Source organism: Pseudomonas taiwanensis (genome assembly GCF_013393345.1).
GTDB classification, from domain to species: domain Bacteria; phylum Pseudomonadota; class Gammaproteobacteria; order Pseudomonadales; family Pseudomonadaceae; genus Metapseudomonas; species Metapseudomonas resinovorans_C.
Genome location: NZ_QJRF01000034.1, coordinates 1 through 26,832, shown reverse-complemented (window position 1 = coordinate 26,832; position 26,832 = coordinate 1). Strand labels below are relative to the sequence as shown.

Annotated in this window: 26 protein-coding genes and 1 pseudogene; 14 read left to right on the top strand and 13 right to left on the bottom strand. The window is 64.4% G+C overall.

The window, feature by feature from the left end; genetic code table 11:
• Positions 1-30: 30 nt before the first annotated feature.
• The gene (locus DM872_RS04510) at positions 31-201 is read right to left on the bottom strand and encodes a hypothetical protein (protein ID WP_179058340.1); all 171 of its coding nucleotides are present in this window, start codon (positions 199-201) and stop codon (positions 31-33) included.
• Positions 202-478: 277 nt separating this feature from the next.
• On the opposite strand from DM872_RS04510, the gene DM872_RS04505 reads away from it, so the two are divergent.
• The 3 genes from DM872_RS04505 (at position 479) to DM872_RS04495 (ending at position 3,248) form a co-directional block, all read left to right on the top strand.
• Entirely contained in the window at positions 479-1,255 is a 777-nt protein-coding gene (locus tag DM872_RS04505; protein ID WP_179058339.1) for an IclR family transcriptional regulator, read from the top strand.
• A 246-nt stretch (positions 1,256-1,501) separates the two neighbouring features.
• A complete protein-coding gene (locus DM872_RS04500) occupies positions 1,502-2,317 on the top strand; it encodes a sugar phosphate isomerase/epimerase family protein (protein ID WP_179058338.1) in 816 nt (271 codons plus the stop codon).
• 52 nt (positions 2,318-2,369) lie between these two features.
• A complete protein-coding gene (locus tag DM872_RS04495) occupies positions 2,370-3,248 on the top strand; it encodes a DMT family transporter (RefSeq protein ID WP_179058337.1) in 879 nt (292 codons plus the stop codon).
• A 358-nt stretch (positions 3,249-3,606) separates the two neighbouring features.
• Here the strand turns inward: DM872_RS04495 and DM872_RS04490 are convergent, their stop codons facing one another.
• From DM872_RS04490 to DM872_RS04445, 10 genes are all read right to left on the bottom strand, one after another.
• Positions 3,607-4,464: a DMT family transporter gene (locus DM872_RS04490; RefSeq protein ID WP_179058336.1), complete on the bottom strand. Its 858-nt coding sequence runs from the start codon at positions 4,462-4,464 to the stop codon at positions 3,607-3,609.
• Positions 4,465-4,491: 27 nt separating this feature from the next.
• Positions 4,492-5,154 (bottom strand): response regulator, encoded by a 663-nt coding sequence (locus tag DM872_RS04485; protein WP_179058335.1) that lies wholly within the window; start codon positions 5,152-5,154, stop codon positions 4,492-4,494.
• A 53-nt stretch (positions 5,155-5,207) separates the two neighbouring features.
• Complete coding sequence (locus tag DM872_RS04480) at positions 5,208-5,753, bottom strand: PQQ-dependent catabolism-associated CXXCW motif protein (RefSeq protein ID WP_179058334.1); 546 nt, start codon at positions 5,751-5,753, stop codon at positions 5,208-5,210.
• A 139-nt stretch (positions 5,754-5,892) separates the two neighbouring features.
• On the bottom strand, positions 5,893-6,387 hold the full coding sequence (locus DM872_RS04475; RefSeq protein WP_179058333.1) for a hypothetical protein: 495 nt from the start codon (positions 6,385-6,387) through the stop codon (positions 5,893-5,895).
• 17 nt (positions 6,388-6,404) lie between these two features.
• Positions 6,405-7,373 carry an SCO family protein gene (locus DM872_RS04470; RefSeq protein ID WP_179058332.1) on the bottom strand — a complete coding sequence of 323 codons (969 nt, stop codon included), beginning with the start codon at positions 7,371-7,373 and terminating at the stop codon, positions 6,405-6,407.
• Positions 7,374-7,382: 9 nt separating this feature from the next.
• Positions 7,383-9,545 carry a multicopper oxidase family protein gene (locus DM872_RS04465; RefSeq protein WP_179058331.1) on the bottom strand — a complete coding sequence of 721 codons (2,163 nt, stop codon included), beginning with the start codon at positions 9,543-9,545 and terminating at the stop codon, positions 7,383-7,385.
• Between the two features lie 442 nt (positions 9,546-9,987).
• A complete protein-coding gene (locus DM872_RS04460) occupies positions 9,988-10,782 on the bottom strand; it encodes an ABC transporter permease (protein ID WP_179058330.1) in 795 nt (264 codons plus the stop codon).
• 46 nt (positions 10,783-10,828) lie between these two features.
• Positions 10,829-11,551, bottom strand: coding sequence for an ABC transporter ATP-binding protein (locus DM872_RS04455; protein WP_179058329.1), 723 nt, complete (start codon positions 11,549-11,551; stop codon positions 10,829-10,831).
• Positions 11,548-12,516, bottom strand: coding sequence for a YVTN family beta-propeller repeat protein (locus tag DM872_RS04450; RefSeq protein WP_179058328.1), 969 nt, complete (start codon positions 12,514-12,516; stop codon positions 11,548-11,550). Before DM872_RS04450 ends, DM872_RS04455 begins: the two co-directional genes overlap by 4 nt.
• A 23-nt stretch (positions 12,517-12,539) precedes the next feature.
• The gene (locus tag DM872_RS04445; RefSeq protein ID WP_179058327.1) at positions 12,540-13,736 is read right to left on the bottom strand and encodes an ABC transporter substrate-binding protein; all 1,197 of its coding nucleotides are present in this window, start codon (positions 13,734-13,736) and stop codon (positions 12,540-12,542) included.
• Positions 13,737-13,889: 153 nt separating this feature from the next.
• On the opposite strand from DM872_RS04445, the gene DM872_RS30415 reads away from it, so the two are divergent.
• Complete coding sequence (locus DM872_RS30415) at positions 13,890-14,024, top strand: hypothetical protein (RefSeq protein WP_256873287.1); 135 nt, start codon at positions 13,890-13,892, stop codon at positions 14,022-14,024.
• A 279-nt stretch (positions 14,025-14,303) separates the two neighbouring features.
• Here DM872_RS30415 and DM872_RS04440 read toward each other — a convergent pair whose 3' ends face one another.
• On the bottom strand, positions 14,304-14,777 hold the full coding sequence (locus DM872_RS04440; protein ID WP_179058326.1) for a BRO-N domain-containing protein: 474 nt from the start codon (positions 14,775-14,777) through the stop codon (positions 14,304-14,306).
• A 1,025-nt stretch (positions 14,778-15,802) separates the two neighbouring features.
• Here DM872_RS04440 and pedF point away from each other — a divergent pair.
• From pedF to DM872_RS04420, 4 genes are read left to right on the top strand one after another with little or no spacing between them, the layout of a single operon-like run.
• Entirely contained in the window at positions 15,803-16,240 is a 438-nt protein-coding gene (pedF, locus tag DM872_RS04435) for a cytochrome c-550 PedF (RefSeq protein WP_179058325.1), read from the top strand.
• A 5-nt stretch (positions 16,241-16,245) separates the two neighbouring features.
• On the top strand, positions 16,246-17,124 hold the full coding sequence (locus tag DM872_RS04430) for a substrate-binding periplasmic protein (protein WP_179058324.1): 879 nt from the start codon (positions 16,246-16,248) through the stop codon (positions 17,122-17,124).
• A 13-nt stretch (positions 17,125-17,137) separates the two neighbouring features.
• On the top strand, positions 17,138-17,887 hold the full coding sequence (locus DM872_RS04425; RefSeq protein WP_179058323.1) for a quinoprotein dehydrogenase-associated SoxYZ-like carrier: 750 nt from the start codon (positions 17,138-17,140) through the stop codon (positions 17,885-17,887).
• A gap of 9 nt (positions 17,888-17,896) precedes the next feature.
• Complete coding sequence (locus tag DM872_RS04420; protein ID WP_179058322.1) at positions 17,897-18,832, top strand: quinoprotein relay system zinc metallohydrolase 1; 936 nt, start codon at positions 17,897-17,899, stop codon at positions 18,830-18,832.
• A 95-nt stretch (positions 18,833-18,927) separates the two neighbouring features.
• Here the strand turns inward: DM872_RS04420 and DM872_RS04415 are convergent, their stop codons facing one another.
• Positions 18,928-19,941 carry an AI-2E family transporter gene (locus DM872_RS04415; RefSeq protein WP_179058321.1) on the bottom strand — a complete coding sequence of 338 codons (1,014 nt, stop codon included), beginning with the start codon at positions 19,939-19,941 and terminating at the stop codon, positions 18,928-18,930.
• A gap of 227 nt (positions 19,942-20,168) precedes the next feature.
• Between DM872_RS04415 and DM872_RS04410 the strand changes: the two genes are divergently transcribed.
• From DM872_RS04410 to DM872_RS04385, 6 genes and pseudogenes are all read left to right on the top strand, one after another.
• A complete protein-coding gene (locus DM872_RS04410; protein WP_179058320.1) occupies positions 20,169-21,953 on the top strand; it encodes a methanol/ethanol family PQQ-dependent dehydrogenase in 1,785 nt (594 codons plus the stop codon).
• 176 nt (positions 21,954-22,129) lie between these two features.
• Positions 22,130-23,713 (top strand): methyl-accepting chemotaxis protein, encoded by a 1,584-nt coding sequence (locus DM872_RS04405; protein ID WP_179058319.1) that lies wholly within the window; start codon positions 22,130-22,132, stop codon positions 23,711-23,713.
• A 116-nt stretch (positions 23,714-23,829) separates the two neighbouring features.
• On the top strand, positions 23,830-25,350 hold the full coding sequence (gene exaC / locus DM872_RS04400) for an acetaldehyde dehydrogenase ExaC (protein WP_179058318.1): 1,521 nt from the start codon (positions 23,830-23,832) through the stop codon (positions 25,348-25,350).
• 292 nt (positions 25,351-25,642) lie between these two features.
• Entirely contained in the window at positions 25,643-25,714 is a 72-nt protein-coding gene (pqqA, locus tag DM872_RS04395) for a pyrroloquinoline quinone precursor peptide PqqA (protein WP_072432761.1), read from the top strand.
• 46 nt (positions 25,715-25,760) lie between these two features.
• Positions 25,761-26,675 carry a pyrroloquinoline quinone biosynthesis protein PqqB gene (gene pqqB, locus DM872_RS04390; protein ID WP_179058317.1) on the top strand — a complete coding sequence of 305 codons (915 nt, stop codon included), beginning with the start codon at positions 25,761-25,763 and terminating at the stop codon, positions 26,673-26,675.
• Positions 26,676-26,686: 11 nt separating this feature from the next.
• Positions 26,687-26,832 (top strand): annotated as a pseudogene (locus DM872_RS04385) (pyrroloquinoline-quinone synthase PqqC); the annotation flags it as partial.

Genomic DNA, 26,832 nt, shown 5'->3' with positions numbered 1-26,832 from the left:
TACAGCTCAGGGTTGGGTTTGCGGCTGGCGTCAGCGGGCTTTGCGGCGCTCGATCAGGCGTGCGACGCAGCGTTGCAGTCGATCGCCCAGGCCTTCACCGCTGGCCAGTTGGACCAGGGCAACGGAGGCGAAAGGGGAAGCGCAATCGAAGGACGGCCCGGGAATGGGCGACGAGGCATTGGGGGTGGCTGGCTGGAGCATCGTGGTCGACCTTTCTTGTATTTATGTCGGTAAAAGGCGAGGCGTCGCTGGGGATCGCAGGCTGGTTGCGGCAACGCCTCGCACCTGGGATCGATAGTGAAATCCACCAGCCTTGCGTTCAATCGGTCGAAAGCGCTTTTGTTCGATCATCGAACGAAAACTAACCGTTCCGTACATTTATCGCGTCGACTTACGTGAAACCACGGTCGCGGTTCCAGGTTTCGTAAGGACAGCGTTGTCTTCTAGAATCGGCGGATATTCCAGAGGACCCTCTCCCATGGCCGGTAGCCAGATCGAACGCGCCTTGAACCTGATCGAACGTCTTACCAGCGACCCACGCGGCCTGCCGATGCAGACCCTGGCCGACGAGTTGCAGATTCCCAAGAGCGCCACCCACCGCATGCTGGCTGAGCTGATCCGCCTCGGTTACGTGCGCCAGAACGAGGAAAACAGCCGCTACCAACTGTCCACCCGCCTTGTGGCCATGGCCTTCCGTTACCTGGCCAGCAGCGGCGCCGACATCGTCCAGCCGATCCTCGATCGTCTGGCCCAGGAGACTGGGGAACTGGTGCGCCTCGGGGTCATCGACGGTGATCGCCTGACCTGGATCGTCAAATCCCAGGGTGCGCGTTCCGGCCTTCGTTACGACCCTGACATGGGGCGCGATGCACCGCTGTTCTACACCGCCTCCGGGCATGCCTGGCTGGCCAGCCTGAGCGATGCCGAAGCGCTGGTCCTGGTGGAACGTCAGGGCGTGGCCGACCGCCAGGACTTCGGCCCCAACGCCCCGCGCTCCAACATCGAACTGCTGGAACGCCTGCGGCTGGCACGCGAGCATGGCTACGCCTGGGTGGTGGAAAGCTCCTCGGTGGGCATGTCGGCCCTTGCTGCGGTGGTGCGCGATCCGCGTACCGCCAGGCCCATCGGCGTGCTCAGCGTCGCCGGCCCCACGGCGCGCCTGCCGGAAGCGCGCATGCATGAGGTTGCGCCGCAGCTGCTGGCTGCGGTGGAAGAGCTCACTGCGGCGAGCCAGGCGTCCGAGTTTTTCGTCTGATCACATCAAACAACCTGTAGGGGCGCATTCATTCGCCAAGGGCGGCGCAGCTGCCCCATGTTGGTCCGCAGGGCAGCCCTTCGGGCTGCTTGGCGATTGAAATCGCCCCTACACGTTTTCTGCGCCTTCCCGAAACCTTTCGCGAATCCTGACTTCGTCAGTCGGTCGCATATTCCTCTTGAGATTATTTGGAACGAGGTTCTAAATATTGCAAATCCAATTGTGGAACTGGATTCCGAGAAGAACATGACTGAACGAATTTTCTCCCTCGCCGCGCTCACCGTCCTCGAACTCTCACCGCCTGAAATGGTGGAGGTGGCCGCCCGTGCCGGCTACAGCCATGTCGGCCTGCGACTGGTGCCTGCCACACCCGAGGAATACCACTTCCCGCTGGTGGCCGACGCAGGGCTGCGCCGCCAGACCCTGGATCGCTTGCGTGATACCGGCGTGCGGGTAATGGACATCGAAATACTCCGGCTCAAGGCGGAAACCCGCGTGGCCGACTTCGAGGCCGTGCTTTCAGCGGGCGCCGAGTTCGGCGCTACGGAGGTGCTGGTGGCCGGCAATGACGGCGACGAGGCGCGCCTCACCGACAACTTCGCGGCTTTCTGCGATCTGGCTGCGCGCTTTGGTATTCATCCGAGTCTGGAGTTCATGCCCTGGACCGACGCGCGTGACTTGACCCAGGCCCTGCGCATTGTCGAGGCGGCCGGGCGGGACAACGGTGCAGTGCTGGTGGATGCCTTCCACTTCAATCGCTCGGCCTCGCGCCTTGAGGACCTCGCCAGGGTCGCGCCGGCGCGCCTGCGATATGCCCAACTCTGCGACGTGGCCGGCCCGCGGCCCGACGACATGGACGAGATCCTTCGCCAGGCGCGCAACGAGCGGCGTTTCCCCGGCGACGGCGACTGCGATCTCCTCGGCCTGCTGCGGACTTTGCCGGCGAACATTCCCCTCAGCCTGGAAATCCCCACGCGCCAGCTCATGGAGCAGGGCGTGAGCGCCCAGGTGCGTGCGCAGATGGCGCTGGACAAGGCGCGGACGCTGCTCGAACGCATCTGAGATTTCACCCCTTCACGCGGCCGGCTGGGCCGCGTCTTTTTTTGAGTGACCCATGAGTACGAATGCCCCTTTGTCCGGAGCCAACCAACCGCTGCGGGGCATCCTGCTGGTGGTGTTGGCCACCTTTCTCTTCGCGGGGCATGACGCCCTGTCCAAGTTTCTCGGCGGCCTGTACCCGGTCGTCATGGTCGTCTGGGCTCGCTATCTGGTGCACACGCTACTGATGGCCGGCATTTTTCTGCCCCAGGCCGGCCTGCGTGTCCTGCGAACCAGGCGCCCGGTATTGCAGGTGTTGCGCGCGTTGAGCCTGCTCAGCACCAGCCTGCTGTTCACCGCCGGGCTGCAATACATTCCCCTGGCCGAGGCGACGGCGGTCAACTTCCTCGCGCCGGTGCTGGTCACCGCGCTGTCGGTGCCGCTGCTCAAGGAAAAGGTAACCCTCGGACAGTGGCTGGCGGTGGTGATGGGATTCGTCGGTGTGCTGGTCGTGGTGCATCCCGGCGGCGAGCTGTTCACGCCGGCAATCCTGTTCCCGTTCTGTTCGGCGCTGGGTTTCTGCTTCTACCAGGTGCTCACGCGCAAGGTGGCGGCCCACGACAGCCCGACCACCAGCAACTTCTTCGCCGGCCTGTGCAACACCCTGGCGATGAGTGCGCTGGTGCCATTCTTCTGGCAGGTGCCGAGCCTGGGCCACGGCCTGCTGATGCTCGCGCTGGGTGGAGCGGGGATGACTGCGCACCTGCTGTTGACCCAGGCCTTCCGCGTCGCTGCACCCGCGCTGCTGGCGCCGTTCGGCTACTGCCAAATCGTGTTCGCCGGCCTGCTGGGGTTCCTGATCTTCTCCCAGAAGCCCGACACGACCAGCCTGGTGGGAATCGCCATCATCTGCCTGAGCGGACTGGGCGCGGCGTGGATGCAGCGGGGTAGGTGAGTGCCGTTTGTGGGAACGGATCCGACCTGCTCAGCGAATGAATTCGCCCCCACAGGATTGTGCTGAAGGTGAGCCGTGAGTCACCCCTCGCCCGCGTGCGGGAGAGGGGCCTGGGGTGAGGGTGGTCAGCGGTTGGCACGGTACCTGGTCAATTTCGCGAATAAATTCGCTCCTACAGGATTGTGCTGAAGGTGAGCCGTGAGTCACCCCTCGCCCTCTGGGAGAGGGGCCGGGGGTGAGGGTTGCCACCGGCTGGCACGGTGCCTAGTCAATTTCGCGAATGAATTCGCTCCCACAAGCAAAGGCAGGACTGCGCCCTGCTTAGCGATTGAAATCGCCCCCACAGGAAAGGTGTACCTCAAACCCTCTGCGGCACCGCCTGGAATTTCGCCCGCAGCACCAGGGCGATGCCGCCGAGGACAGCCACCGACACCAGCGCAAGGCGCAGGCTGATGTGTTCGCCAAGCAGCACAGCGCCGCCGAGGGCGGCGAGGACGGGAACGCTGAGTTGCACGCTCGCGGCCTGGAGGGCGCCGAGGCCCGGAAAGGCGCTGTACCAGATGGCGTAGCCGATGCCGGACGTCAGTGCGCCGGAAAGCACGGCGTAGCTAAAGCCAGTCAGATCCAGCTTGAGTTGGTCGATGAAAGGCAACAGGAGCAGTGCCGCGAACGGTAGGGCGCGCATGAAGTTCCCGGCGGTGGCCGCCAGCGGCGGGCCAGCCTGGCGGCCAAGCAGGGTGTAGGCACCCCAGGCAAGGCCGGAGAGCAGCATCAGCAGGCCGCCGAAAAGAGGAGGAGCGCTGGCGCCGGGCAGCAGCAGGACCACCAGTCCTCCCGTGGCCAGGGTGAAGCCCAGCGCCTGTTGCAGGTTCAACCGCTCACCGCGCAGCAGGCCGAAGACCACCATGCACAGTTGCACGGCGCCGAATAACAACAGCGCGCCGGCACCGGCATCCAGTTGCAAGTAGGCGTATGAGAAGGCGGCGGCATAGACGAACAGCGCCGCCGCTGCTCGCCAATTGCCGGTCGCCGCTAGGGGCTGGCGGCGCAGGCGCAGCAACAGCCAGAGCATCAGGGCGCCAGCGACGATACGGATAGCGGTGAAACTCACCGCATCGATGGCGGTGTGCTTGAGGGCGAGACGGCAGAGCAGGGAATTGCCGGCAAAGGCGAGCATGGCCAGTGCCGTGAGCAGAAGCGTGCGAGGAGCGGGCATGGCTGTCCTTAGGGAAGTAGCCGGTGTTCAACGGCGCAGATAGGCGGTGAAGTCGATATCGCTGGCCGAGAGAATGGCCTGTACCCGGTTGTGCACGTTGAGCTTGCGCAGGATCGCCGAGACGTGGGCTTTTACGGTGGTCTCGGCGATGTCCAGGTTGTAGGCGATCTGCTTGTTCGACTCGCCCTTGGTCATCCGTTCCAGCACCAGCAACTGCTTGCGAGTCAGGGCCTGCAGCAGTTCGGGCGGGATACTGGCTTCATCATGGTGGCGGCGGGGCGATGCTTTCTGCGTGCGGATGATGTCCGAAGGCAGGTAGACGTTACCGTTGAGGATCTGCTCGATGGCGTCGGTCATCTGCGCGCGGGGCGAGGACTTGGTGATGAAACCCACCGCGCCATAGGTAATGGCCTGCAGCACCACCTGTTTGTCCTGCTCGGCGGAGACGATCACCACCGGCACGGTCGGTGCCTCGTTACGCAGGTTGATCAGCCCGTTCAGGCCGTGCATGCCCGGCATGTTCAGGTCGAGGAGAATCAGGTCCAGGTCATCGTGCTCCTGGGTCAACGCCAGCGCGCTGTCCAGGTCGGCGGTCTCCATCACTTCGCTTTCGGGAAAACCATCGCTGATGACGTTATGGATGGCTTCGCGGAAGAGCGGGTGGTCATCGGCAATCAGAATCTTGTACACGGCCTTTCACCTCGTTTTTGTCATTATGGTGCGGCATGCCCGACCCTGCCGGGTCAGGGGAATGGCAAGGGATGGGCGGGCTGCATGGGAAGCCCGGCCTGTTCCCAGGCATCGATGCCGTCACGGTACCAGTAGAGGTTGGTGTAGCCCAGCGCGGCAGCGCGCCTCACGGCGTTCCAGCTCAGCCAGCAATCGGAGCGGCAGTAGAACACCAGAGGGCGGTCGCTGCGGCCCTGGCTGGCCTGTCGCAGATGGCGGGTGAAGTAACCCAGCCATTCGGCACTGAGTTCGCCATCGCCCGTGTTGGCCAGCCAGAGGCTGCCAGGAATGTTGGCGTGGGGTTCGTCTTCGATGAAGTTCCCTTGCAGCCACTGGCGGCGGTAGACGTCCACCAGCAGGGTATCGGGCTGCGCCTTCAACTGGGCCTGGAGCTGGGCGGTATCCAGGGTGCGGGCGGATTCGGCGCTGGCGGGGGTAGGGCTGCGGTAGCGGGTCAGGCGGTAGCCGTCCGCGGAGAACAGCGGGATGTCGGCTGCTTCCCTGGCAATCGCGGGCAGCGCAAGGACAACGCAGGCAAAGCAGGTAAGTAGGCGCTTCATGGCGGACGCTCTGTTCTTTTTATGCAGCCATTACAGGCCAGCGCCGCTGCTTTGGGAATTCGACGTTAAGAGGGGGCAACCAGTACCAAAGTAGTAGCTGGCCCTGCCGGCCCCGTGTCCGGCAGCGGCCACGGACAGGTCAGAAGTCCGGCGTCGAGAAGCTCCCGGTCGCGGCGGTGAGCTGGCCCTGGTCGACGTTGAAGGTCAGCTGGAAGGTGGCCAGCACGGGGATCGCGGCCACTGTGGCCTTGGCGTTGACCGGTGTGATGAGGAAGGTCAGCTCCACCACGTCGGTTGGGCGCAGTTCGCGCACAACGCGGTTCTCGCCATGGGCGAAGAAACGGGTCTTGCTGGTCAATCCGGCTCCCACCACGTTGAGAAAGTCGATGAACAGGATGGCCCCCGGCGGCCCATTGAAGTCGGGGTCGCTGAATTCGGTGCTCCTGATGCGCGCGGTGCCCTTCAGGCTGATGTCCTCGGTGGCGGTGGTCAGGGTGCCGGCGATAGGGATCACCAGCTGGTCTGCCCTGCGCTTGAACAGCGGCAGGGCGTTGGCGATGCCCGATGCCGTGGCGGCCACCAGGCCGACGAAGGTCAGCAGCGCGGCGGGTAGATGCCTTCGATCGATATTCATCTGTACCTCCTCGACCCTCAGGGGGTCGCCAGGCTCCCCTCGCTCTGCGGGGGAATTGGCGACGACTCCGACTGCCCTGATGGGGTCGCGCCTTGTTGCTCGAAATAGTGGATCAGCGCCTCCACGTCCTCGTCACCCAGGTGCAGGTTCGGCATGCGCACCTGGTTATGGCGGGCGAACAGTTCCACGGCAATCGGGTCCTGTTGCTCCAGCATCTGATCCGGGGCCTTGATGAAGTGCCGCAGCCAGTCTTTGTCGCGCCGCGCGGTCACGCCTTGCAGATCGGGGCCCAGTGCCTCGCCCTTGCCGATGGTGTGGCAGGCCGCACAGGTCTTGCGGAACAACAGCCGCCCAGCGTCGGTGTTGGTGATGGGCGGGACCTCCGTATAACCCTGGGCCGCCACCCCGCGCTGGTTCTGCCAGCCCAGCAGGAACGTACTGATCTTGGCCGCAAGGAAGTTCGGGTTGTCCAGGGTGGATTGGCGCATCCACTGGCCGGTGGGTTCGTTGCCTACCGTCAGACTGGTCAGGTGCGCATCCGGGGCTTCGGCATCGGTGCTGGACCACAGGCCCAGCTTCCGTTGCGCCAGGCGTATGTCATCCGGCTTGCCGGTGAGGAACAGCCAGTTCGGCCCCGCGTGGAACTTCTCGGCATAGGCCTTGAGCACTTCCGGCGTGTCGGTCTCGGGGTCGACGGTGATGGAGTAGAAGTGGATGTTCGCGGCCTTGTCCCCGAGTTGCCGCTGCACCCTGGCCAGGTTGGCCGTGCTGAGTGGGCAGCTGTCCGGGCAGGAGGTGAAGATCATGTTGACCGCCACCATCTTGCCCTTCAGCAGGTCCTGATAAAGGTGCACGGTCCGGCCGTCCTGGGTAATCAGGGGCACATCGGGGAAGTAACCGGGGCCCCAGGGCTGCGCCGCGAGCGCAGCCCCGCTGGCCGTCAGCGAGCTGACGGCCAGCAGCACCAGCCATTTCAAGCTGCCCATGGCGACCTCCTAGCGGAACGCGGTGGGCAGGATTTCGTCAGGTGGCACGAACTTCACGCCCTGTGGCGTTGGAATCGGCGTTGGCAGCGGACGCAGGAAGGCGCCGCCGGCATCGTCAATCTCCCAGCGCAGGAGCATGGCGTTGTCTTCGTGGGTGGTGTTATGGCAGTGCTCCATGTACATCCCGCCGAAGTCGCGGAACTGCATGGTGAGCGTGACGCTGCCGCCAGGGTGCAGGCGGTACACGTCCTTGCGTCCACGTTCCCAGGCCGGCACGTTGCTCGCCTTGCCGTCGCGGGCGAGTATCTGTCCCTCCTCGAAGTGGATGTGGATGGGGTGATCCCAGCCACCGCCACCATTCCTCAAGGTCCAGATCTCGCGTGTGCCGAATCGCGGCCCAGCCGATACCCTACCGAAGTCCGCCGCCAGCGTGGTAACCCCGTCGACCTTGATGCCCCACGGGCCCAGGAAGCTGGTGATCGGGTCTGCGCTGGTTTGCTTCGCCCCACGGCCGAATTCGAAGGTGCGCTGGGCAGCCACCGGGATCTTCGTCAGGTCCGGGTTCTGGATCAGTTGGTCCGGTACCTGGCTGACATCGGGCCGCGCCGGGTCGCGGACAATGCGGAACTCGAGGAATCGGCCCACGCAAGGATCGCTGGAGTTGCCCGACAGGGCCTCGCGCAGCGTCAGGTCTTCCTTCGGCCGCCGGCCATTCTCGTGTTCGGCGAGGTTCACGAACCACACTTTGTCGCCAACCTTGTAACGCTTGAAATCGATGACGATGTCGTAGCGCTCGGCAATGCCCATTTCGTCCAGCGTGGTGAGTACCACCGGCGTCGGCAGCAGGTTGCCGTCATTGGCGATCTGGATCATTGGCGAGGCGTCGCTCAGGGACAGCTTGAAGAACCGGGCCACCGCCGCATTGAGGATGCGGAAGCGGTACTTGCGTCGCTCGACTTCGAAATACGGCTTGTAGACCAGGTTCACGGTCATCACGTCACCGAGGAAGCCGTCGAAGTCGAAGATGTCCATCGCCAGTTGACCGTCCTGGTCCCAGGCCTTGTCGGCAAGCATCAGGTTTACGTCGTAGTCGAGGTTGCCATACGACTTGGCTGAGCCGCTGGGCAGGCACAGGTTCACGCCGTCCTTCAGCTCCTCGTTGCCGCGGTCCAGGCTGCTGTAGATGTTGAACATCCCGGCGTTGCCCTTGTAAACGTTCTGCGAGGTGAAGCTGAACATGTGGTCGTGGAACCAGTGGGTGCTCATGGTCTCGTGGTAGTCGCCCGGATACGGAACGATGCCTCCGCCATCGCTGGGGGCGCCGCAACGGGGGTCCGTCCCATCCTTGTTGAAGCTGAAGTAGCCGCCGTGGCAGATGGGGTAGTGGTAGTCGTAGAACTGGCCGGGGAAGAAGTAGGCCCCGGTGAACCCGTCGTTTTCCGCACCGTGGTGACCGTTGTGCTCGTGGGTGCTGATGGTGTGGATGCCGAATCCGCCGTTGGCGGCGGGGTCCTCGGGCAAGCGGTTGTGGTGCCGGAAGATGATCGAGTCGTGGTAGCGGCCGATCAGCAGCTTGGGCGGCAAGGTGCCGTTGAAGGTCCACATCGCCAGCGGTCCCTGGTCAGGCAGGCCAGGGTGGAATGCCGGGCGAAGGTCCCGCGCTGGATCGATGCCCGAATTGAGGTTCGACGGCACCCCGGGGTTGTAGTTCTTGTTTACCTTGGCGCCTTCCTGGGTGACTTCGACGATGAACCTGGGCGGGAAAGTGCCCCATTGCTGGTGAGCCCAGATGGGTCCCGGCGGTCGCCCCTCGATGGGTCCAAAGCCACCACCCAGCACTGCGGGAACCGGACGTTGCGTCGTGTTCGCCTGCTCCATGGGGTCCGGTCCGGGCACGCCCGGCCGGGAGGGGATGGGGTTCATCACTCCGGCGCCCGGCGTGAAGGGCTTGCGTAGCAGCACGTCGAAGCGTGGCATGGGTTGGGTGAATGCCTGGACGCCGAACAACGGGCTGGGTGGCAGACCCGTGGGGATGTCGAACGTATCGGCGTAGGCGCTGCTGGTGAAGGGGCTCAATCCATGGACTGGAAGCAGCAGTCCGCTGGAGGTGGCAAGGCCCCATTTGATGAGGTCACGTCGCGTGACTTGGCTTTTGGCGAGGGCACTCGCCAACTCTGCAAAGTTCCTTCGCGCATTTTCCGCTTCCCTGAGCCGTGCCCCGGACACATCTCGTGGAAGGTACATCTGCCCCTCCTCATAGTGGCACCCCTGGAAGAGCCCCTGCGCAGGAACGGGATGCAGAGGCAAGGCTACCGGCCGCCGAGGCCCGGAAGAACGAAAGTACATGGAATGAGCAGGGAGCTTTCGCGCGGCACGTCCCAAGGCTGGCCTCGTTTCCCGCAGGCCACTCTCAATGACTGAATGAGACAGCAGGACGTTTCTGTATCGCTTTGCAGTTTCTTTGAAACATCCTGTTACGAATAGGGGGTGCTGTCAATCAGCCATCGTGCGCTTTCTCAGTCTCTTTAAGACTAAAGAAGTGCATTTCATTCCCACAGAACACAGAGAAAAACTCCAGTGTTTCCCGAGCGTTACAGTGCCCCTGGTAGGGCTGCTACCCGGCCTTGCGCAAGGCCGCATGCTGGGGGTTGAAGCTCAACAGTGCGGCCATGGCGAAGGCCAGCGTCAGCACCAGGCAGATGGCAACCGCCAATGGGTTGAAGCTCTCGTAGAGGGCGAAGCGCACCATCTCGACCGCATGACTGAAGGGGTTGAGTGCGCAGAGCCAGTACAGCCATTCGCTGGCCTCACGCATCTTCCAGAGCGGATAGAGCGCCGATGACAGGAAGAACAGCGGAAAGATCACGAAATTCATCACGCCGGCGAAGTTTTCCAGCTGGCGAATGCCGTTTGAGAGCAGCAGCCCCAGGGCGCTGAGCAGCAACGCTGCGAGCAGCAGTGCCGGCAAGGCGGCGAGCAGGCCGAAGGCCGGCGGTTGCACCCCGTAGAGCCAGGCGATGGCGAGGAACGCATAGACCTGCAGCAGCGATACCAGCGATGTGGCCAGCAAGCGGGAAGCCAGGAGGAAGGGACGGGGCAGGGGGCTGGTGAGCAGCAGGCGCATGCTGCCCATCTCACGGTCGTAGACCATCGATAGCGAGCCCTGCATGCCGTTGAACAGCAGGATCATGCAGGCCAGGCCCGGGACTATGTAGGTTTCGTAGGTGATGTAGGTGTCGTAGGGCTCGATGATGGCGATGCCCAGGGCCGCGCGGAAACCGGCGGCGAATACCAATAGCCAGAGCAGCGGGCGCACCAGGGCGCTGAGAAAACGGGTGCGCTGCAGCACGAAACGCAGCCACTCGCGCAGCAGAATTCCGCGCAGGCAATGCCAGTAGGGAGCGAACATCGTCATGCCTCCGAAGGTGGATAGGGTGCGCCGCAAAGACTTCTGCTCATGCACATGCCGTCAGCCGCTCGAACACTGCGGCCAGGCCGCCATCCTGCTGCGCGCCCAGGCTGGCGGCGCGATCGTTGGCGATGATCCGCCCCTGGTTGAGTATCAGCAGCCGGTCCTCGGGCCGGACCTCGTCCAGTAGATGGGTGGTCCAGAGCACGGCAACGCCTTGTTCGCGACAGAGTTGCCGCACGTGCCGGTTCAAGCCCTCGCGGCTGGCCGGGTCGAGGCCGGCGCTGGCCTCGTCCAGTAACAGCAGCCGTGGCTCGTGGAGCAGTGCGCGGGCGATCTCCACCCGGCGCCGGTGGCCGCCATTGAGCAGGCGCACACTGTCGTGCCGACGCGATCCCAATTGCTGGCGTTCCAGCTCCCGCTCAATGCGCTGCGTGGCCAACTTGCCGGGCAAGCCATGGAGCGCAGCGTGGTAACGCAGGTTCTGTTCAACACTGAGGTCCAGGTCCAGCGTGCTCTGCTGGAACACCACTCCAAGTTGTGCAAGGGCCTTGCGCGGCTCCTGTCGCAGCGAATAGCCGCAGACGCGAATCTCGCCCTGGCGCAGGTCGTAGAGCCGGGTGAGTAGTGCGACGAGAGTGGATTTTCCCGCGCCATTGGGGCCGAGCAGGGCGGTGAAGCTGCCTGATTCGAGGTGGAACCCGACCCTGTCCAGGGCGCGGCGTGGACCGTAGGCAAAGGACAGATCGACCAGATCGAGCGCGTTCACGGGGTCACCACCACGCCCCAGGGGTAACGGCCAACCTTGATCGACTTGGTCACCTTGAGGCTGTCGACATCGATCGCCGAAACGTCGCCGCTGATGCCATTGGTGGCCAGTAGGCGCTTTTCGTCCGGGGTGAACGCCAGGTGCCAGACGCGGCGTCCCACCAGCAGGTAGTCGAGGACTTCATAGGTCCTGGCATCCAGCACCGCCACATGGTTGGCCGGGCCCAGGGCGACGAAGGCGTACTTGCCGTCGCGGGTCAGCTTCACCCCAACCGGCTGCACCTTGTCCGGGTGCACGCCCTTGATCTGGAACTTCAACACCTTCTGCACCTGGCGGCTGGCCACATCGACCACCGTCACCGTGCCGCCAATTTCCGCCGAGGCCCAGAGCAGCTTGCCGTCCGGGCTGAACTCCACGTGGCGGGGGCGCTGGTCCACCAGGGTGTTGTCCACCAACTGTTGGGTGGCGGTGTCGATCCAGTGCAGCATGTTGGTGGTTTCGCTGGTGTTCACCGCCCACTTGCCATCCGGGCTCACCGCCATGCCTTCGGGTTCCACGCCGACCTGGATCTGTGCCAGCACCTGGTCGCTCTGGGTGTCGACCACGGTCACCAGGGCGTCGTCTTCGTTGGAGATGTACAGCCAGCGGTCGTTGGGGTGAAGGGCGAACTGCTCGGGGTCGGCGCCGGAGGGAAGCTCCTTGATGATCTTTCGGGTGGCCAGGTCCATCACCTGCACCGTGTCGGAGTCGCTGGCGCAGATGTAGAGCAGCTTGTTGTCACTCGACAGCGCCAGGCCACGGGGGCGCGCGCCCACATCGAGGCTGGCGGTGACTTCAAGGCTGTCCAGGTCGATGACGCTGATGCTGTCGTCCTTCTCGTTGGACACATAGGCGGTGGCGGCCAGTGCCTGGCCGGCAAACAGCAGCAGGGCGGAGCCGATGGCGGCAGCAAGGGGAGTGGGCATGGCGGATTTCCTTCTTGTTGTTGTCAGTTGGTGGCGGTGAAACGGTGGCAGCTGCTCTCGGGGCGGTCGAAGCCCAGGCTGTCCAGTTCGCTCACCGGGTGCAGGAAACCGTCCTGGGGCGAGGTGCTGACCAGGGCGCGGGGATGCACCAGGGGAATGGGCTGGCGCAGTTGGCCGTCCCAGTCGCGGTAGCTCAGCTTGCGGCCCTTGAAGCCATCCAGCGGCAGGTCGGCGGACAGCGCCAGGGTGCGGATGGCCTGGGCATCGGCGGTCTTCAGGCGGGTCACGGCGCTGGAAATGCTGCGCACCGCGATCCAGGCAGCGAAGTCGCGGTCGTTCATCCAGCGCCCGGACAGTGCTTCGAAACGCTTCTGCAACTGGGCGGCGCCGTAGGTTTCCACCGTCTTGTGCCAGCCGGTGGGGGTCAGGCCCTGGGTGCCGGCCACGGGGCGCGGGTACCAGGTGTTGTAGGGCAGGTACTCGCCGAAATCGCCGCGCTCGTCCGCCACCAGCACCACGTCGTACTCGCTGGCTTGGGTGAACAACGGCATGTCCGCCTGGGCGCTGCGGCGTTGGTCATTGTCAAAGGTCCAGGGTTTCTCTTCGACGATCTTCGCGCCGAAGCGCCCGGCGGCGCGGCGCAGGGCGGAGGCGTAGGCCAGGTCGTCCAGCGTTTCGCCGGTCACCAACAGCCAGCGTTGCCAACGGCGGGTGGCGAGGAACTGCGCCAGGGCGTCGGCCAGCATCGCGCGGTTGGGCAGGCTGTGCAGCAGGTTGGCGCGGCACTCTGCACCGCGCAGCTCGTCGCTGGCGCTGCCGGCGTTGAACAGCAGGCTGTCCGGGAGGGCATCGGCCAGTTGCAGCAGCTCCTTCGCCGGGACGTTGACCACGAACAAGCGCAGACCCTGTTCATGCAGCGCCCGCGCCTGGGTCAGCAACGCCTCGGGCGTGCCGGTGCGCACGGCGCTCAGCGCGTAGCTCTGCTTGAGGAAGCGGCCGGTGCTGTTGCTGTCGATGATGGCGAGTTCGGCGCCCCGCAGGCCGGCATCTTCCGGTTCGGGAATCACGTTGGACAACAGCGGGCCGCGCGCGGGCTCCCAGGCCAGATAGCCGATGCGCACCTCCAGGCCGTCGTCTTCAGCGTGGACATGTGTCGCGACCAGGGCGGCGCTGGTCAGCGCCAGCAAGTAGGTTAGGCCGTGGAGCAGGTAATGGCGCATTTCATGGCTCCTCTGAACGTGGAGCCAGCATAGGAAGGGGGCAGGGCCTGGGAAATATGAAGAAAGTACCGGTCGGGCGGTACCAAGGTAGTAGAAGGCGGGCGGCGACGAGGCCCTAGGATGACCACACAAAAACCAGAAGGAAGCCGTCCAATGCGCATCCTCAAGCACTTGCTGTTGCCTTTGCTGCTGATCCTCAGCCTGCTCGGCTTCGACCGCGTCGGCCCCTCCGGCATCCAACCCCAGGGCAGTACCTCGGTGTTGCCGGTCATATGGCTGAAGGATTGAAGCACTCTGTCGGCGCAGGTCATTACTCACCTTGTAGGGGCGAATTCATTCGCCAAGGACAGCGAAGCTGGCCCCCGGCTGAACACACGGCGCACCCTACGGGCAGCCGAGTGCCGGCGGGGCACTCATCCTGTGGGGGCGAATTCATTCGCTAAGGCCAGCGAAGCCGGCCCAGTCGAGGGCGAGCACGGCCAGATCAGGACTCATCTGCGTGAGCGAATTCATTCGCGAATAAATTCGCTCCCACAAGGTGCCGTGGTCACGTAGCGAATGTACGGCTCACAACAATGCCTTCCTCTCCGGCACCTGCCCCTGGAAGCGAGGCATGTCCTCATAGCGAATCCACAGCGTGCCCTGCCACTCCATCAGGTTCAGCGGCTGGCCCTGCCAGTTCATCAGACGGCGGCGCGGCTGCTGGCTCTGGGCGTGCTCCCGGCCCAGACCGGGCACCACTTCGTCGGTGATCCAGCGGCGCAGGCCACGATGCTCCGGGTGGTAGTAATGCACCAGCAGCAACTGGTGCAGCCCGCTCTCGTTCACCAACCGTTCCAGGCTGAAGCCGCCGTCCTCCAGAAGGATCAGCTCATCGCGCAGCTGGTCCTCGTCCAGCTTGCGGGTAAAGTCGGTATCGGTGCGGATGCTGGCCAGCTTCGCCAGGTCGCGGCTGACGAACCAGGCGCGGTCGTCGATCAGCAGGGCGCGCAGTGGCAGGCGAAAACGCTGGAAGCGCGTAGGTGTGCGGTAGTCAGTCATGGCGCACCTCCTGGCGGAGGTGGAGGGGCAGGGCGCCAGAGGGGCGCAAATACAGGGTTGGGGCTCTCATGTTCAAACTCCATGTTCGGAACTGAGTAGCCGCCACCGCGGGAAAGGGTGGCGGACCGTGCAGGGTTAGAACCCCGGTCGATACGCACGAAACCGGTGGGCAAAAGCCCACCCATGCACGGTCCGCCATAGACAACCGAGTTGCGTTGCGCTGGCGGGCAGCACTCCGATCTCGCTTATGGCGATGTGCGTGTCGATTTTTCGGGGGTTCTAAGCCCGGTTGCAGCCGAAGCCACAACGGGGCGAGACGCTATCGGTGGGGCCTGTAGGACTACAAGGCGGTCGGGGCGTAGGGCGCTTCTGATGCGTCAATGCTCACAGGTGATGGGTATCGCTGCGCTCCAGCGGAGCGCCGCCCGCCACATCCTACGGACTGATCCTGCGCATGCCGGGGTCCATGATTTGGCGCTGCTGCGAATGCCCCTGCCGCTGTCTCCGACGGGGCTGCCGCCAGAGGCGGCGGAAGCGTGCGCAACGAAGGTATTACCCAGTCGATACCAAGGTAGCAAGGTCAGCCAGGGGGCAGGGCCCTAGCATGACGGACACAGGAACCTTCAAGAGGATTCCGTCGTGGTTGTCATCAAGCATCTTCTGTTTCCGCTACTGGTGCTCTGCTGTGTGCTCGAGTTTGAGCTCGCCAGGGCCTCCAGCGACCTGGCCGGCCAAAATCTTCCCCCCTTGGCGCTGCACTCCAGAGCCAACTGAATAGCCCGACCTCTCTCACCTGCACAGGACTCGCTCGCCGGCGAATGGCCTCCTGCCATTCGCCGGCACACTCGCGCGTGCCCGTTTGCATTGCCGCCTGCGGGCCTTTCGTTTGCCTCCGCCCGCACTACTACCAAGGAAGTAGGGTCAGGCCACCAAAGCAGGATGGGGGTGTGATCGGGGGCTTCTTACCATTTCCTCACAGCGCCTCACCGGGGCGCCGCCTTGCACAGCTAATGAGGATGTACGTGATGAACAAGAACAGCGCACTGCGCGGCCTCGCATTCCTGGCCGGTCTGACCCTCAGCGGAATCGTCCTGGCCCACGGCGACGTGGTGCCCCAGGCAGTGAATACCGAAGGCCTGGAGCAGTTGGGCAAGGAGTGGCGTGAGGAAAACCCCTACCGCGCGCCCTATGCCCAGCATGACCTGGCGGTTGAGATCGGCTCTTCCGCCTACAACCAGAACTGTGCGCGCTGCCATGGCCTGGAAGCCAAGTCCGGTGGTATCGCGCCCGACCTGCGTTTCCTGGAAACCGACGCCAGCGGCGATGAGTGGTTCAAGGAGCGGGTGATCAATGGTGCGGTGCGCGACGGGGCGGTGTACATGCCGAAGATGGCCGACTACCTGAGCCAGGAAGCGCTCTGGGCCATCCGCACCTACCTGGAAAGCGTGCACGTGGACGAGTGATCGCCATGCGCCTGCTGGTTCTGTTGTGCTGGCTGCTGTGCCTGCCTCTGGCGCAGGCACAGGTGCGCCCCTATGACGACATCGTCGACTCGGGCGTGCTGCGGGTGGCCGTCTACGAGAACTTCGCGCCCTACAGCTTCAAGGAAGACGGTCAGGCGCGCGGAGTCGATATCGACCTTGCCAATGCCCTGGCCGAGGGGCTCGGGCTGAAGCTGGAACTGCTCTGGGTCACGCCGGGAGAACGGCTTGACGATGACCTGCGCAACTTCATCTGGAAGGGGCACTACATGCGCCCCGGCGTGCTCGCCGATGTGATGCTGCGGGTGCCTTACGACCGCGACTACTCGCAGAAGCGCAACGACGTGGGCGAGTTGGCCAACGAGCAGGTGGTGATGTTCGGTCCGTACCAGCGCGAACGCTGGCAGGTGGCCTACGACAGCCGGCGCCTGCCCGAGGTGCCGAGCATCGGGGTGTTCCAGTTCCATCCCATCGGCGTGGAGCTGGAAAGCGTGCCGTCCTTCTACCTCACCTCGGTGTTCGCCGGACGCCTGTCGCGCAATACCCACCACTATCCGGGGCCGGCGGCGGCCTTCGAAGGCATGCGCAAGGGAGAGGTGGACGCCGTGATGGCCCTGCGCGGGGAGCTGGACTGGCTGGAGCACCAGGCCCACGACCCGCAGATTCTCAACGCCGACAACACCTACCCCAACCTCGGCCAGCCCGAATGGGACATCGGCATGGCGGTGCACGAGAGCAATCGCCAGCTCGCCAATGCCGTGGAAGAAACCCTCGACGGCATGGTGCGTGACGGCCGCATGGAAAAGCTCTACGCCGCCTACGGCCTGCGGTACGAGTTGCCGGGGCTCTATCAGGACGTTCAATAGCCGGAGGTGCGGGATGCACAGGCGTTCGTTGCTGCTATTGGGATTGCTCGGGGCCAGCGCGCCGTTGCTGGGCGCTGGCCAGGACCCGGTGGAATCGGTCATGTGGGACTATTTCCACCAGCGGATTCTTGCTGGCCAACCCTTCGTCCACGACCCGAAGGTGGTGCTGGAAGCGCCACCCTTTGCCGAGGATTCTCGCCAGGTGCCCATCCAGGTGGACGCCCGCGCCTATGCAGGTCAGGTGGTGAAGATCATGGCCTGGGCCGAGCTCAACCCGATTCCGCAGATATTCATCTTCCAGCCCGGCGAGCGCGTGGCGCCGGTGCTGGCCATCCGCATCCGCGTCGAGCAGGCCACGCCCATTCGCGCCGCCGTGCTGACCCGTGACGGCCTCTGGCATATCGGCTCCACCCGCGTCGATGCGGCGGGTGGCGGCTGCACCGCGCCCAGTGTGGTGCGTGCCCAGGCCGGCTGGGAGGATCGCCTGGGCCAGGTCCACGGCGGCCGTTTCTCCCATGGCGGCAGCAACCGCCTGCGCCTGCGCATCGACCACCCCATGGACAACGGCCTGGTCGGCGGCATCCCTGAGTTCTTCCTCAACCAGGCCGAACTGCGTGACGCCAGCGGCCAGGTGCTGGCCAGCCTCGAACTGTTCCCGGCGGTGAGCGAGAACCCCACCATCAGCCTGGAAGTGCAGGGCAATGAGGAAGCCAGGTTGTGGTTGCGGGACAACAACGGCAACGAATTCGAGGCCAGCTTCTAAGGAGGGACCATGCGCCTGATCGCCCTAATACTGGCCTGCGTCGCCATCACCGCCCAGGCCGAGCCGGACTACGCACTCAGCCCCAGGCAGATCGCCGAGGGGACCTGGCTGCTGGAAGGCAGCACCGACAATTTCGACAAGGCCAACGGCGGCAACATCGTCAACACCGGCTTCATCGTTACCGACGCGGGTGTCGTGGTGATCGACACCGGGCCGTCGAAGGCCTACGGCGAGGCCATGCGCCGGGCCATCAAGGCGGTCACCGACCAGCCTGTGACGCTGGTGCTGTTGACCCACCATCACCCGGATCACGTGCTGGGCAATCAGGCTTTCACTGACGTGCCCATCGCCGCACTGGCCGGTACCCGCAAGTTGCTCGACGAACAGGGCAACGCCATGGCGGAGAACATGTATCGACTGGTCGGGGACTGGATGCGCGGCACCGAGGTTGTCCTGCCGACCGAAACGCTGGAGCCTGGCGTGCGTGAAATCGGCGGTCACCGTTTGAGGCTGCTGGCCTTGCGCGGCCACACCAGCGCCGACCTCGCGGTGCTGGATGAACACACCGGCGTGCTCTTCGCCGGCGACCTGGTGTTCTACCAGCGCGCCCTGACCACGCCCAACAGCCCTGGCCTGGAGGCCTGGCTGGCGGATATCGACACGCTGGAGGCGCAGCCCTGGAAGGTCCTGGTGCCCGGCCACGGACCCGTCAGCCAGGACAAGGCACCGTTCGCGCAGATGCGTGACTACCTGGGCTGGCTGGACGGGTTGCTGAAAGAAGCGGCGGGGAAGGGGGAGGAGATGAACGAGGTGATCCGGTCGCCTATTCCCCAGCGTTTTGCGTCAGTGAACCTGAGCCGCTACGAGCTGATCCGAAGCGTCAGCCACCTCTACCCGAAGTACGAGGTGGCGCGGATGCAAAGGTTGGATACGCTCGCCCCGTAGGATGGGTGGAGCTTGCGATACCCATCGATCACGGCTGATGGGTATCGCTTCGCTCCACCACATCCTACAAAGCTACGGTCGAGTTTGGACTGGGCTTACACCAGCTCCGCGTGCTTCAGCTCGCTTTTCAGGTAGGCGTAGTAGATCGGCGCCGCCACCAGCCCCTGCAGGCCGAAGATCGCTTCGAACGCGAGCATGGCCAGCAGCAACTCCCAAGCCCTGGCGCTGATCTGGCCGCCGACGATGCGGGCGTTGAGGAAGTATTCCAGCTTGTGGATGGCGATCAGGTAGCCCAGCGCGCCGACCGCCACCCAGAGCGATACCGAGAACCCGGCGATGAAGATCAGGGTGTTGGACATCAGGTTGCCGATCACCGGCAAGAGGCCAAGCAGGAAGGTCAGCAGGATCAGGACCTTGGTCAGTGGCATTTGGATGTCCATCAGCGGCAGCACTACCGCCAGGAAGATGCCGGTGAGGGTGGTGTTGACCAGGGAAATCTTGATTTGCGCGAAGACGATGTTGCGGAACGCGGTGACCAGCAGGGCCATGCGCTCCAGCAACAGGCGGCTGAGCGGACGCAGGGTCTCGAAGTTGGGGATGGGCTGCAGCGCGATGATGGCGCCGAGGATCATGCCGATCAGCATGGTCACGAAGGTATGCGCCGCGCCTTTGCCCAACAGCTGCAGCTGCCCGACATGAGCGCGCAGCCAATCCATCAGTTCGCGGCGCAGGTCGTCGGCGCTGGCCGGCAGGTAGTTCTCGACGGACGCCGGCAGTTGTGCCCGGGCCTGTTCGGTGAGGGTGATGAACTTCTCCAGCAACTGGCCGGGGTTGTGCACTTCCTGCGTCACCACGCCGGCGATCCAGACGAAGAACAGTGACAACAGGCTCACCACCAGGGTGCCCAGCAAGGCCACTGCCAGCCAACGGGCGCGGCGGCCGCCGGGAATCACGGGTTGCAGGCGCGGCGCCAGGCTGATGACCAGTTCATAGACCAGCAGCCCGGACAGCAGGGAAGGCAGGAGCCGGAAGGGCAGTACCAGCAGCAGGCCGAGGAGAACGATGGCCCAGCTGGCCAGGAGCAGTTGACGATCACTGAAGACTTGCATAGGTCCCGGGGTATTGGAGTGCAAAGCAGGGGCGGCAGTCTGCCAGTGGTAGACGCCGCAGCACAATCGGCAGCTGAAGTATGCGAGGGATTGTCGGTATTGCTACCAACGGAGTAGGAAAATCCGCACTGCGTCCAATTGTTGGCCTGGCGCGGCAAACCAAGAATTTGCGGCAGACCGGGAAATTTTCCCGGATCACAACAACAAGCCCGCAGAGGTAGCCGTCAATGAATCTCGCCACACTCAAACCGCCTTTTGCCCGGACGCTGCTCGGCGTCGCGCTGGTGCTGTCCAGTAGCCTGGCGCTGGCCGGTGTCACCGACCAGGAAATCCTCGATGACGCCAAATCCACCGACCAGGTGGTGACCAACGGCCTGGGCCTGCAAGGCCAGCGCTACAGCACCCTGGAAGCCCTCAATAGCGACAACGTGCAGCAGCTGCGCCCGGTGTGGGCGCTGTCCTTCGGTGGCGAGAAGCAGCGTGGCCAACAGGCCCAGCCGCTGGTGAAGGATGGCGTGATGTACGTCACTGGCTCCTACTCGCGGGTGTTCGCCGTCGATGCGCGCACCGGCAAGAAGCTCTGGCAATACGATGCCCGCCTGCCGGACGGCATCATGCCTTGCTGCGACGTGATCAACCGTGGCGTGGCCCTCTACGACGACCTGGTGATCTTCGGGACCCTCGATGCCAAGCTGGTGGCCCTGAACAAGGACACCGGCAAGGTGGTCTGGCGCAAGACCGTGGCCGACTACAAGGCCGGCTACTCCATCTCCGCGGCACCGCTGGTGGTGAAGGGTAAGCTGATCACCGGCGTCGCCGGTGGTGAATTCGGCGTGGTGGGCAAGGTCGAAGCCTACAACCCGAAGAACGGCGAACTGCTGTGGAGCCGTCCGACCGTGGAAGGCCACATGGGCTACGTCTACAAGGACGGCAAGAAGGTCGAGAGCGGCATCTCCGGCGGCGAGGCTGGCAAGACCTGGCCCGGTGATCTGTGGAAGACCGGCGGTGCCGCGCCCTGGCTGGGCGGCTACTACGACCCGGACACCGACACCCTGCTGATCGGCACCGGCAACCCCTCGCCGTGGAACTCTCACCTGCGTCCGGGCGACAACCTCTATTCCTCCTCGCGCCTGGCGCTGAATCCGGAAGACGGTTCCATCAAGTGGCACTTCCAGACCACCCCGCACGATGGCTGGGACTTCGACGGCGTCAACGAGCTGGTGTCCTTCGACTACAAGGACGGCGGCAAAACCGTTAAGGCCGCGGCCACCGCCGACCGCAACGGCTTCTTCTATGTGCTGGACCGCACCAACGGCAAGTTCATCCGTGGCTTCCCCTTCGTCGACACCGTGACCTGGGCCAAGGGCCTGGACAAGGAAGGCCGTCCGATCTACGACGACGCCAAGCGTCCGGGCGCGCCGGCTACCGATGGCAAGCACGGCAGCTCGGTATTCGTTGCGCCGTCCTTCCTCGGCGGCAAGAACTGGATGCCCATGGCCTACAGCCAGGACACCGGCCTGTTCTACGTGCCCTCCAACGAGTGGGGCATGGACATGTGGAACGAGAACATCTCCTACAAGAAGGGGGCGGCCTACCTCGGCGCCGGTTTCACCATCAAACCGCTGAACGAGGATTACATTGGCGTGCTGCGCGCCATCGATCCGAAGTCCGGCAAGGAAGTCTGGCGCTACAAGAACTACGCGCCGCTGTGGGGTGGCGTCCTGGCCACCAAGGGCAACCTGGTGTTCACCGGCAACCCCGAGGGCTACCTGATGGCCTTCGACGCCAAGACTGGCAAGAAACTCTATGAGTTCAACACGGGCTCCGGCGTGATCGGTTCGCCCATCACCTGGGAAATGGATGGCGAGCAGTACGTCTCCGTGCTGTCCGGCTGGGGTGGCGCGGTGCCGCTCTGGGGTGGCGAGGTGGCCAAACGCATCAAGGACCTGAACCAGGGCGGCATGCTCTGGACCTTCAAACTGCCGAAGGCAGAAGCCGTAGCCAAACGCTGATGCGCTGCAAGGCCCGCTCCGGCGGGCCTTGTTCATTCATGTGGGAGCGAATTCATTCGCGAATGAATTCGCTCCCACATGGATTTACACCGTGCGTTCTACGACCAAGGAACCATGTCGCCTGATGGCGATTAGCCGCTTAATACCCGAAAACAATGACAACAAAGGGATGAGCGATGCGCTACTGCCTGATTCACAGCCTCTTGATCTTCCTCATCGCCATTGGCGTGGCGTTTACGGGCCTGCCGCCCTGGCTCGGCGTTCTCGTGTTGTTGCCACTGCCGTGGCTGTTCCGGCAGAAGCCCCAGGAGCGGACAACGGTAGAAGAGGGGGCTGACCTGTCCCGACTGACCCGCGACCTGTCCCGCAGTACCAGCCATAACGCCCTGTCCGCCGCCGGCGTCGCCTGGTCGGTGGATCGTCTGGCCGATCGCCTCAAGTCCCAGCTGCAGGCCGCCGAACGCATTGTCAGTAGCGCCGAGGTGATGATCGCCACCGAGGCGGCTACGTCCGAACTCAGTCAGCAGGCGTTCGCTGCTGCCCACGATGTACGCCAGAGCGGGGATGAGGGGCGTGAAGTGCTGCAGCAGGCTATCGAACTCATGCAGCAACTGAGTCTCAGGGCCGGCGCCAGTCGCGAGTTGATCGCCACGCTCAGCCAGCGCAGCGAGGAAATCCAGCAAGTGGCCCAGGTCATCCAGTCCATCGCCAGCCAGACCAACCTGTTGGCGCTGAATGCCGCCATCGAGGCGGCGCGGGCCGGCGAGCATGGTCGTGGCTTTGCCGTGGTGGCGGATGAGGTGCGCGGTCTGGCTGGGCGCACGGCCAGTGCCACGGGCGAAGTCGGGCAGATGGTGGCGGACATCCAGCGTCAGACCACACTGGTGGTGGAACAGATCCAACAACTCTCCACCGACCTGGAGGCCGGTGTCGGCCAGGTCGAGCTGACTGGCCGGCAGTTGGAGAAGATCGCCGGTTTGGCCGCGGCGGTGGAAGGGCAGGTGGACCAGATCGCCCGTGGTGCCATGACCAACCGCGATCAGCTTGCCGGATTGTTCGACGCGGTGGGGCAAATGCGCCGTGACCTTGGTGACAGCGATGAACAGACCCGCCGCCTGGCCGGGGCCGCGAGCCAGCTGGAAGGACAGGCCGAAACCATCAGCGAGCGTCTGGCCGAAGTAGCGCTGGATGACTACCACCAGCGAATCTACGACCTGGCCCGCGACGGCGCGACTGCCATCGCCGCGCGCTTCGAACGTGACGTGCAGGAAGGGCGCGTCAGTCTCGACGACCTCTTCGACCGGCGCTTCCAGGTGGTACCCGGTACTTACCCGCAGAAGTACAGCTCGCGCTTCGACCGCTACACCGACCAGGTCCTGCCGGATATCCAGGAGGCGCTGCTCAAGCAGCACGAGGGGCTGGTGTTCGCCATCGCCTGCACCCAGGAAGGCTATGTGCCAACCCACAACAAGGCCTTCAGCCAGGCACCTACCGGCGACCCCGAGCAGGACATGGCCCGCAGCCGCAGCAAGCGCATGTTCAACGACCGCACCGGCCTGCGCTGCGGCAGCCACCAGCAGCCGCTGCTGCTGCAGACCTACACCCGCGATACGGGCGAGCTGATGCACGATCTCTCGGTGCCGATCATCGTCCAGGGCCGGCACTGGGGCGGGCTGCGCCTGGGCTATCGACCCGAGCAGGCGGCGACGCCGAATTCGGGGAAGAAGGCTCTGGCGCGGGCCTCGGCGCCCGCCAACTAATACCAAATGACGAGGGCGTCTCTCCCATGGGCGCATACCGGGGCTGGGCAACGGCTGACTAAGATCGGTCCACAGCTTGCCCAGCCGGGCAGGTACCGACCAGAGAGAGCAACGCCATGATCTACGCACAACCAGGCACTCCGGGCGCCGTCGTCACCTTCAAGCCGCGTTACGGCAACTACATCGGCGGCGAATTCGTCGCGCCGATTGGTGGCCAGTACTTCACCAACACTTCGCCTGTGAATGGCGAAGTGATCGCCGAGTTCCCGCGCTCCGGCGCCGAAGACATCGAGAAAGCCCTGGACGCCGCCCATGCCGTCGCCGATTCCTGGGGCCGCACCTCCGTGCAGGACCGCGCCCTGATCCTGCTGAAGATCGCCGACCGCATCGAGCAGAACCTGGAAGTGCTGGCCGTTACTGAAACCTGGGACAACGGCAAGGCCGTGCGTGAAACCCTGAATGCCGACGTGCCGCTGGCCGCCGACCACTTCCGCTACTTCGCCGGCTGCATCCGCGCCCAGGAGGGTTCCGCCGCCGAGATCAACGAACACACCGCCGCCTATCATTTCCACGAGCCGCTGGGCGTGGTCGGGCAGATCATCCCGTGGAACTTCCCGCTGCTGATGGCCGCGTGGAAACTGGCTCCGGCCCTGGCCGCGGGCAACTGCGTGGTGTTGAAGCCCGCTGAGCAGACCCCGCTGTCGATCATGGTGCTGGCGGAAATCATCGGTGACCTGCTGCCTCCGGGCGTGTTGAACATCGTCCAGGGCTTCGGCAAGGAAGCGGGCCAGGCGCTCGCCACCAGCAAGCGCATCGCCAAGATCGCCTTCACCGGTTCCACCCCGGTGGGTTCGCACATCCTCCACTGCGCCGCCGAGAACATCATTCCGTCCACCGTGGAGCTGGGCGGCAAGAGCCCGAACATCTACTTCGAAGACATCATGCAGGCCGAGCCCGAGTTCATCGAAAAGGCTGCTGAGGGCCTGGTGCTGGCCTTCTTCAACCAGGGCGAAGTCTGCACCTGCCCGTCGCGCGCCCTGGTGCAGGAATCCATCTACCCGACCTTCATGGCTGAGGTGATGAAGAAGGTCAAAGCCATCAAGCGTGGCGACCCGCTGGATACCGAGACCATGGTCGGCGCCCAGGCGTCGCAGCAGCAGTTCGAGAAGATCCTCTCCTACCTCGACATCGCCCAACAGGAAGGCGCCGAGCTGCTGGCCGGTGGCGCTGCCGAGAAGCTCGAAGGCGACCTCGCCAGCGGCTACTACATCCAGCCGACCCTGCTGAAGGGCCACAACAAGATGCGTGTGTTCCAGGAAGAAATCTTCGGCCCGGTGGTGGGTGTCACCACCTTCAAGGACGAAGCCGAAGCCCTGGCGATTGCCAACGACACCGAGTTTGGCCTGGGCGCCGGCCTGTGGACCCGCGACATCAACCGCGCCTACCGCATGGGCCGTGGCATCAAGGCCGGCCGCGTGTGGACCAACTGCTACCACCTGTACCCGGCGCACGCCGCCTTCGGTGGCTACAAGAAGTCCGGCGTCGGCCGCGAAACCCACAAGATGATGCTCGACCACTACCAGCAGACCAAGAACCTGCTGGTGAGCTACGACATCAATCCGCTGGGCTTCTTCTGATCCCCGGCACCTGAATAAAAAACGCGGCCTCGGCCGCGTTTTTTATTTCATGGAGCACGAACCTCTTCCCGTAGGTTGTGGCAGAGCGCAGCGAAGCCCAACGTGCCAGGGTCAAGCTCCGAATGTTGGGCTTCGCTGCGCTCTGCCCAACCTACCTTCTCCCCCATCCCACCCTCCGGCCCCTACCAAATCACGAGCAAATCTCCTCCGAAAGTACCATTCGGGCCCCTCCGGGCCGGTGGTTAACTGGACTTGCCGGAATCCTCCGGCGACATAACAAGAGGATGGCTCCATGTGGACTAAACCCGCCTTTACCGATCTGCGCATTGGTTTCGAAGTCACCCTGTACTTCGCCAACCGCTGATCCGCATCGCCCCGGCCCAGCCGGGGCCCCCGCCAGGGCAACTCCCATGCACATCCAGATTCTCGGCTCGGCCGCCGGCGGCGGTTTCCCCCAGTGGAACTGCAACTGCCGCAACTGCGCCGGCGTACGCAGCGGCAAGGTCCGCGCGCAGCCGCGCAGCCAGTCCTCCATCGCCCTCAGCGCCAATGGCGTCGACTGGGTGCTGTGCAACACCTCCCCGGATATCCGCGCCCAGCTCGAGGCCTTTCCGCCGCTGCAACCGGCCCGCCGCCTGCGCGACACCGGCATTGCCGCGATCATTCTGATGGACAGCCAGATCGACCACGTCACCGGCCTCCTGAGCCTGCGCGAGGGCTGCCCGCACCCGGTCTGGTGCACCGACATGGTCCACCAGGACCTGTCCAGCGGCTTCCCGCTGTTCAGCATGCTCCAGCACTGGAATGGCGGCCTCACCTGGAACCCCATCGACCTGGCCAGCCCGTCGTTCACCATTCCCGCTTGTCCGGGCCTGAATTTCACCGCCATTCCCCTGCGCAGCAGCGCGCCGCCGTACTCGCCGCACCGCGGCAACCCGCACCCCGGTGACAACATCGGCCTGTTCGTCGAGGACCTGGAGAGCGGCGGCAGCCTGTTCTACGCCCCGGGCCTGGGCCAGGTGGATGACGCGCTGCTCGACTGGATGCGCCGCGCCGACTGCCTGCTGGTGGACGGCACGCTCTGGCGTGACGACGAGATGCGCCACTGCGAGGTGGGCGACAAGCTCGGCAGCGAGATGGGCCACCTGCCGCAGAGCGGCCCGGGCGGGATGATCGAGGTGCTCGACGGCATTGCCGGTCCGCGCAAGGTGCTCATCCACATCAACAACACCAACCCGATCCTCGACATCGATTCCGCCGAACGCGCCGAACTGGAGCGCCACGGCATCGAAGTGGCCTGGGATGGCATGAGCATCGTGTTGTAACGGAGCCCGAGATGAACCAGATCGCCATGACGCCCGCCGAATTCGAACAGGCCCTGCGTGCCAAGGGCGCCTGCTACCACATCCACCACCCGTACCACCGGGCGATGTACGAGGGCAGTGCGACCCGCGAGCAGATCCAGGGCTGGGTGGCCAACCG

What these genes read in the sequence shown, in the direction of transcription:
- DM872_RS04510 (WP_179058340.1), bottom strand. Translation starts at nt 201, where the DNA reads ATGCTCCAGCCAGCCACCCCCAATGCCTCGTCGCCCATTCCCGGGCCG.
- DM872_RS04505 (WP_179058339.1), top strand. Translation starts at nt 479, where the DNA reads ATGGCCGGTAGCCAGATCGAACGCGCCTTGAACCTGATCGAACGTCTT.
- DM872_RS04500 (WP_179058338.1), top strand. Translation starts at nt 1,502, where the DNA reads ATGACTGAACGAATTTTCTCCCTCGCCGCGCTCACCGTCCTCGAACTC.
- DM872_RS04495 (WP_179058337.1), top strand. Translation starts at nt 2,370, where the DNA reads ATGAGTACGAATGCCCCTTTGTCCGGAGCCAACCAACCGCTGCGGGGC.
- DM872_RS04490 (WP_179058336.1), bottom strand. Translation starts at nt 4,464, where the DNA reads ATGCCCGCTCCTCGCACGCTTCTGCTCACGGCACTGGCCATGCTCGCC.
- DM872_RS04480 (WP_179058334.1), bottom strand. Translation starts at nt 5,753, where the DNA reads ATGAAGCGCCTACTTACCTGCTTTGCCTGCGTTGTCCTTGCGCTGCCC.
- DM872_RS04475 (WP_179058333.1), bottom strand. Translation starts at nt 6,387, where the DNA reads ATGAATATCGATCGAAGGCATCTACCCGCCGCGCTGCTGACCTTCGTC.
- DM872_RS04470 (WP_179058332.1), bottom strand. Translation starts at nt 7,373, where the DNA reads ATGGGCAGCTTGAAATGGCTGGTGCTGCTGGCCGTCAGCTCGCTGACG.
- DM872_RS04460 (WP_179058330.1), bottom strand. Translation starts at nt 10,782, where the DNA reads ATGTTCGCTCCCTACTGGCATTGCCTGCGCGGAATTCTGCTGCGCGAG.
- DM872_RS04450 (WP_179058328.1), bottom strand. Translation starts at nt 12,516, where the DNA reads ATGCCCACTCCCCTTGCTGCCGCCATCGGCTCCGCCCTGCTGCTGTTT.
- DM872_RS04445 (WP_179058327.1), bottom strand. Translation starts at nt 13,736, where the DNA reads ATGCGCCATTACCTGCTCCACGGCCTAACCTACTTGCTGGCGCTGACC.
- DM872_RS30415 (WP_256873287.1), top strand. Translation starts at nt 13,890, where the DNA reads ATGCGCATCCTCAAGCACTTGCTGTTGCCTTTGCTGCTGATCCTCAGC.
- DM872_RS04440 (WP_179058326.1), bottom strand. Translation starts at nt 14,777, where the DNA reads ATGACTGACTACCGCACACCTACGCGCTTCCAGCGTTTTCGCCTGCCA.
- pedF (WP_179058325.1), top strand. Translation starts at nt 15,803, where the DNA reads ATGAACAAGAACAGCGCACTGCGCGGCCTCGCATTCCTGGCCGGTCTG.
- DM872_RS04430 (WP_179058324.1), top strand. Translation starts at nt 16,246, where the DNA reads ATGCGCCTGCTGGTTCTGTTGTGCTGGCTGCTGTGCCTGCCTCTGGCG.
- DM872_RS04425 (WP_179058323.1), top strand. Translation starts at nt 17,138, where the DNA reads ATGCACAGGCGTTCGTTGCTGCTATTGGGATTGCTCGGGGCCAGCGCG.
- DM872_RS04420 (WP_179058322.1), top strand. Translation starts at nt 17,897, where the DNA reads ATGCGCCTGATCGCCCTAATACTGGCCTGCGTCGCCATCACCGCCCAG.
- DM872_RS04415 (WP_179058321.1), bottom strand. Translation starts at nt 19,941, where the DNA reads ATGCAAGTCTTCAGTGATCGTCAACTGCTCCTGGCCAGCTGGGCCATC.
- DM872_RS04410 (WP_179058320.1), top strand. Translation starts at nt 20,169, where the DNA reads ATGAATCTCGCCACACTCAAACCGCCTTTTGCCCGGACGCTGCTCGGC.
- DM872_RS04405 (WP_179058319.1), top strand. Translation starts at nt 22,130, where the DNA reads ATGCGCTACTGCCTGATTCACAGCCTCTTGATCTTCCTCATCGCCATT.
- exaC (WP_179058318.1), top strand. Translation starts at nt 23,830, where the DNA reads ATGATCTACGCACAACCAGGCACTCCGGGCGCCGTCGTCACCTTCAAG.
- pqqB (WP_179058317.1), top strand. Translation starts at nt 25,761, where the DNA reads ATGCACATCCAGATTCTCGGCTCGGCCGCCGGCGGCGGTTTCCCCCAG.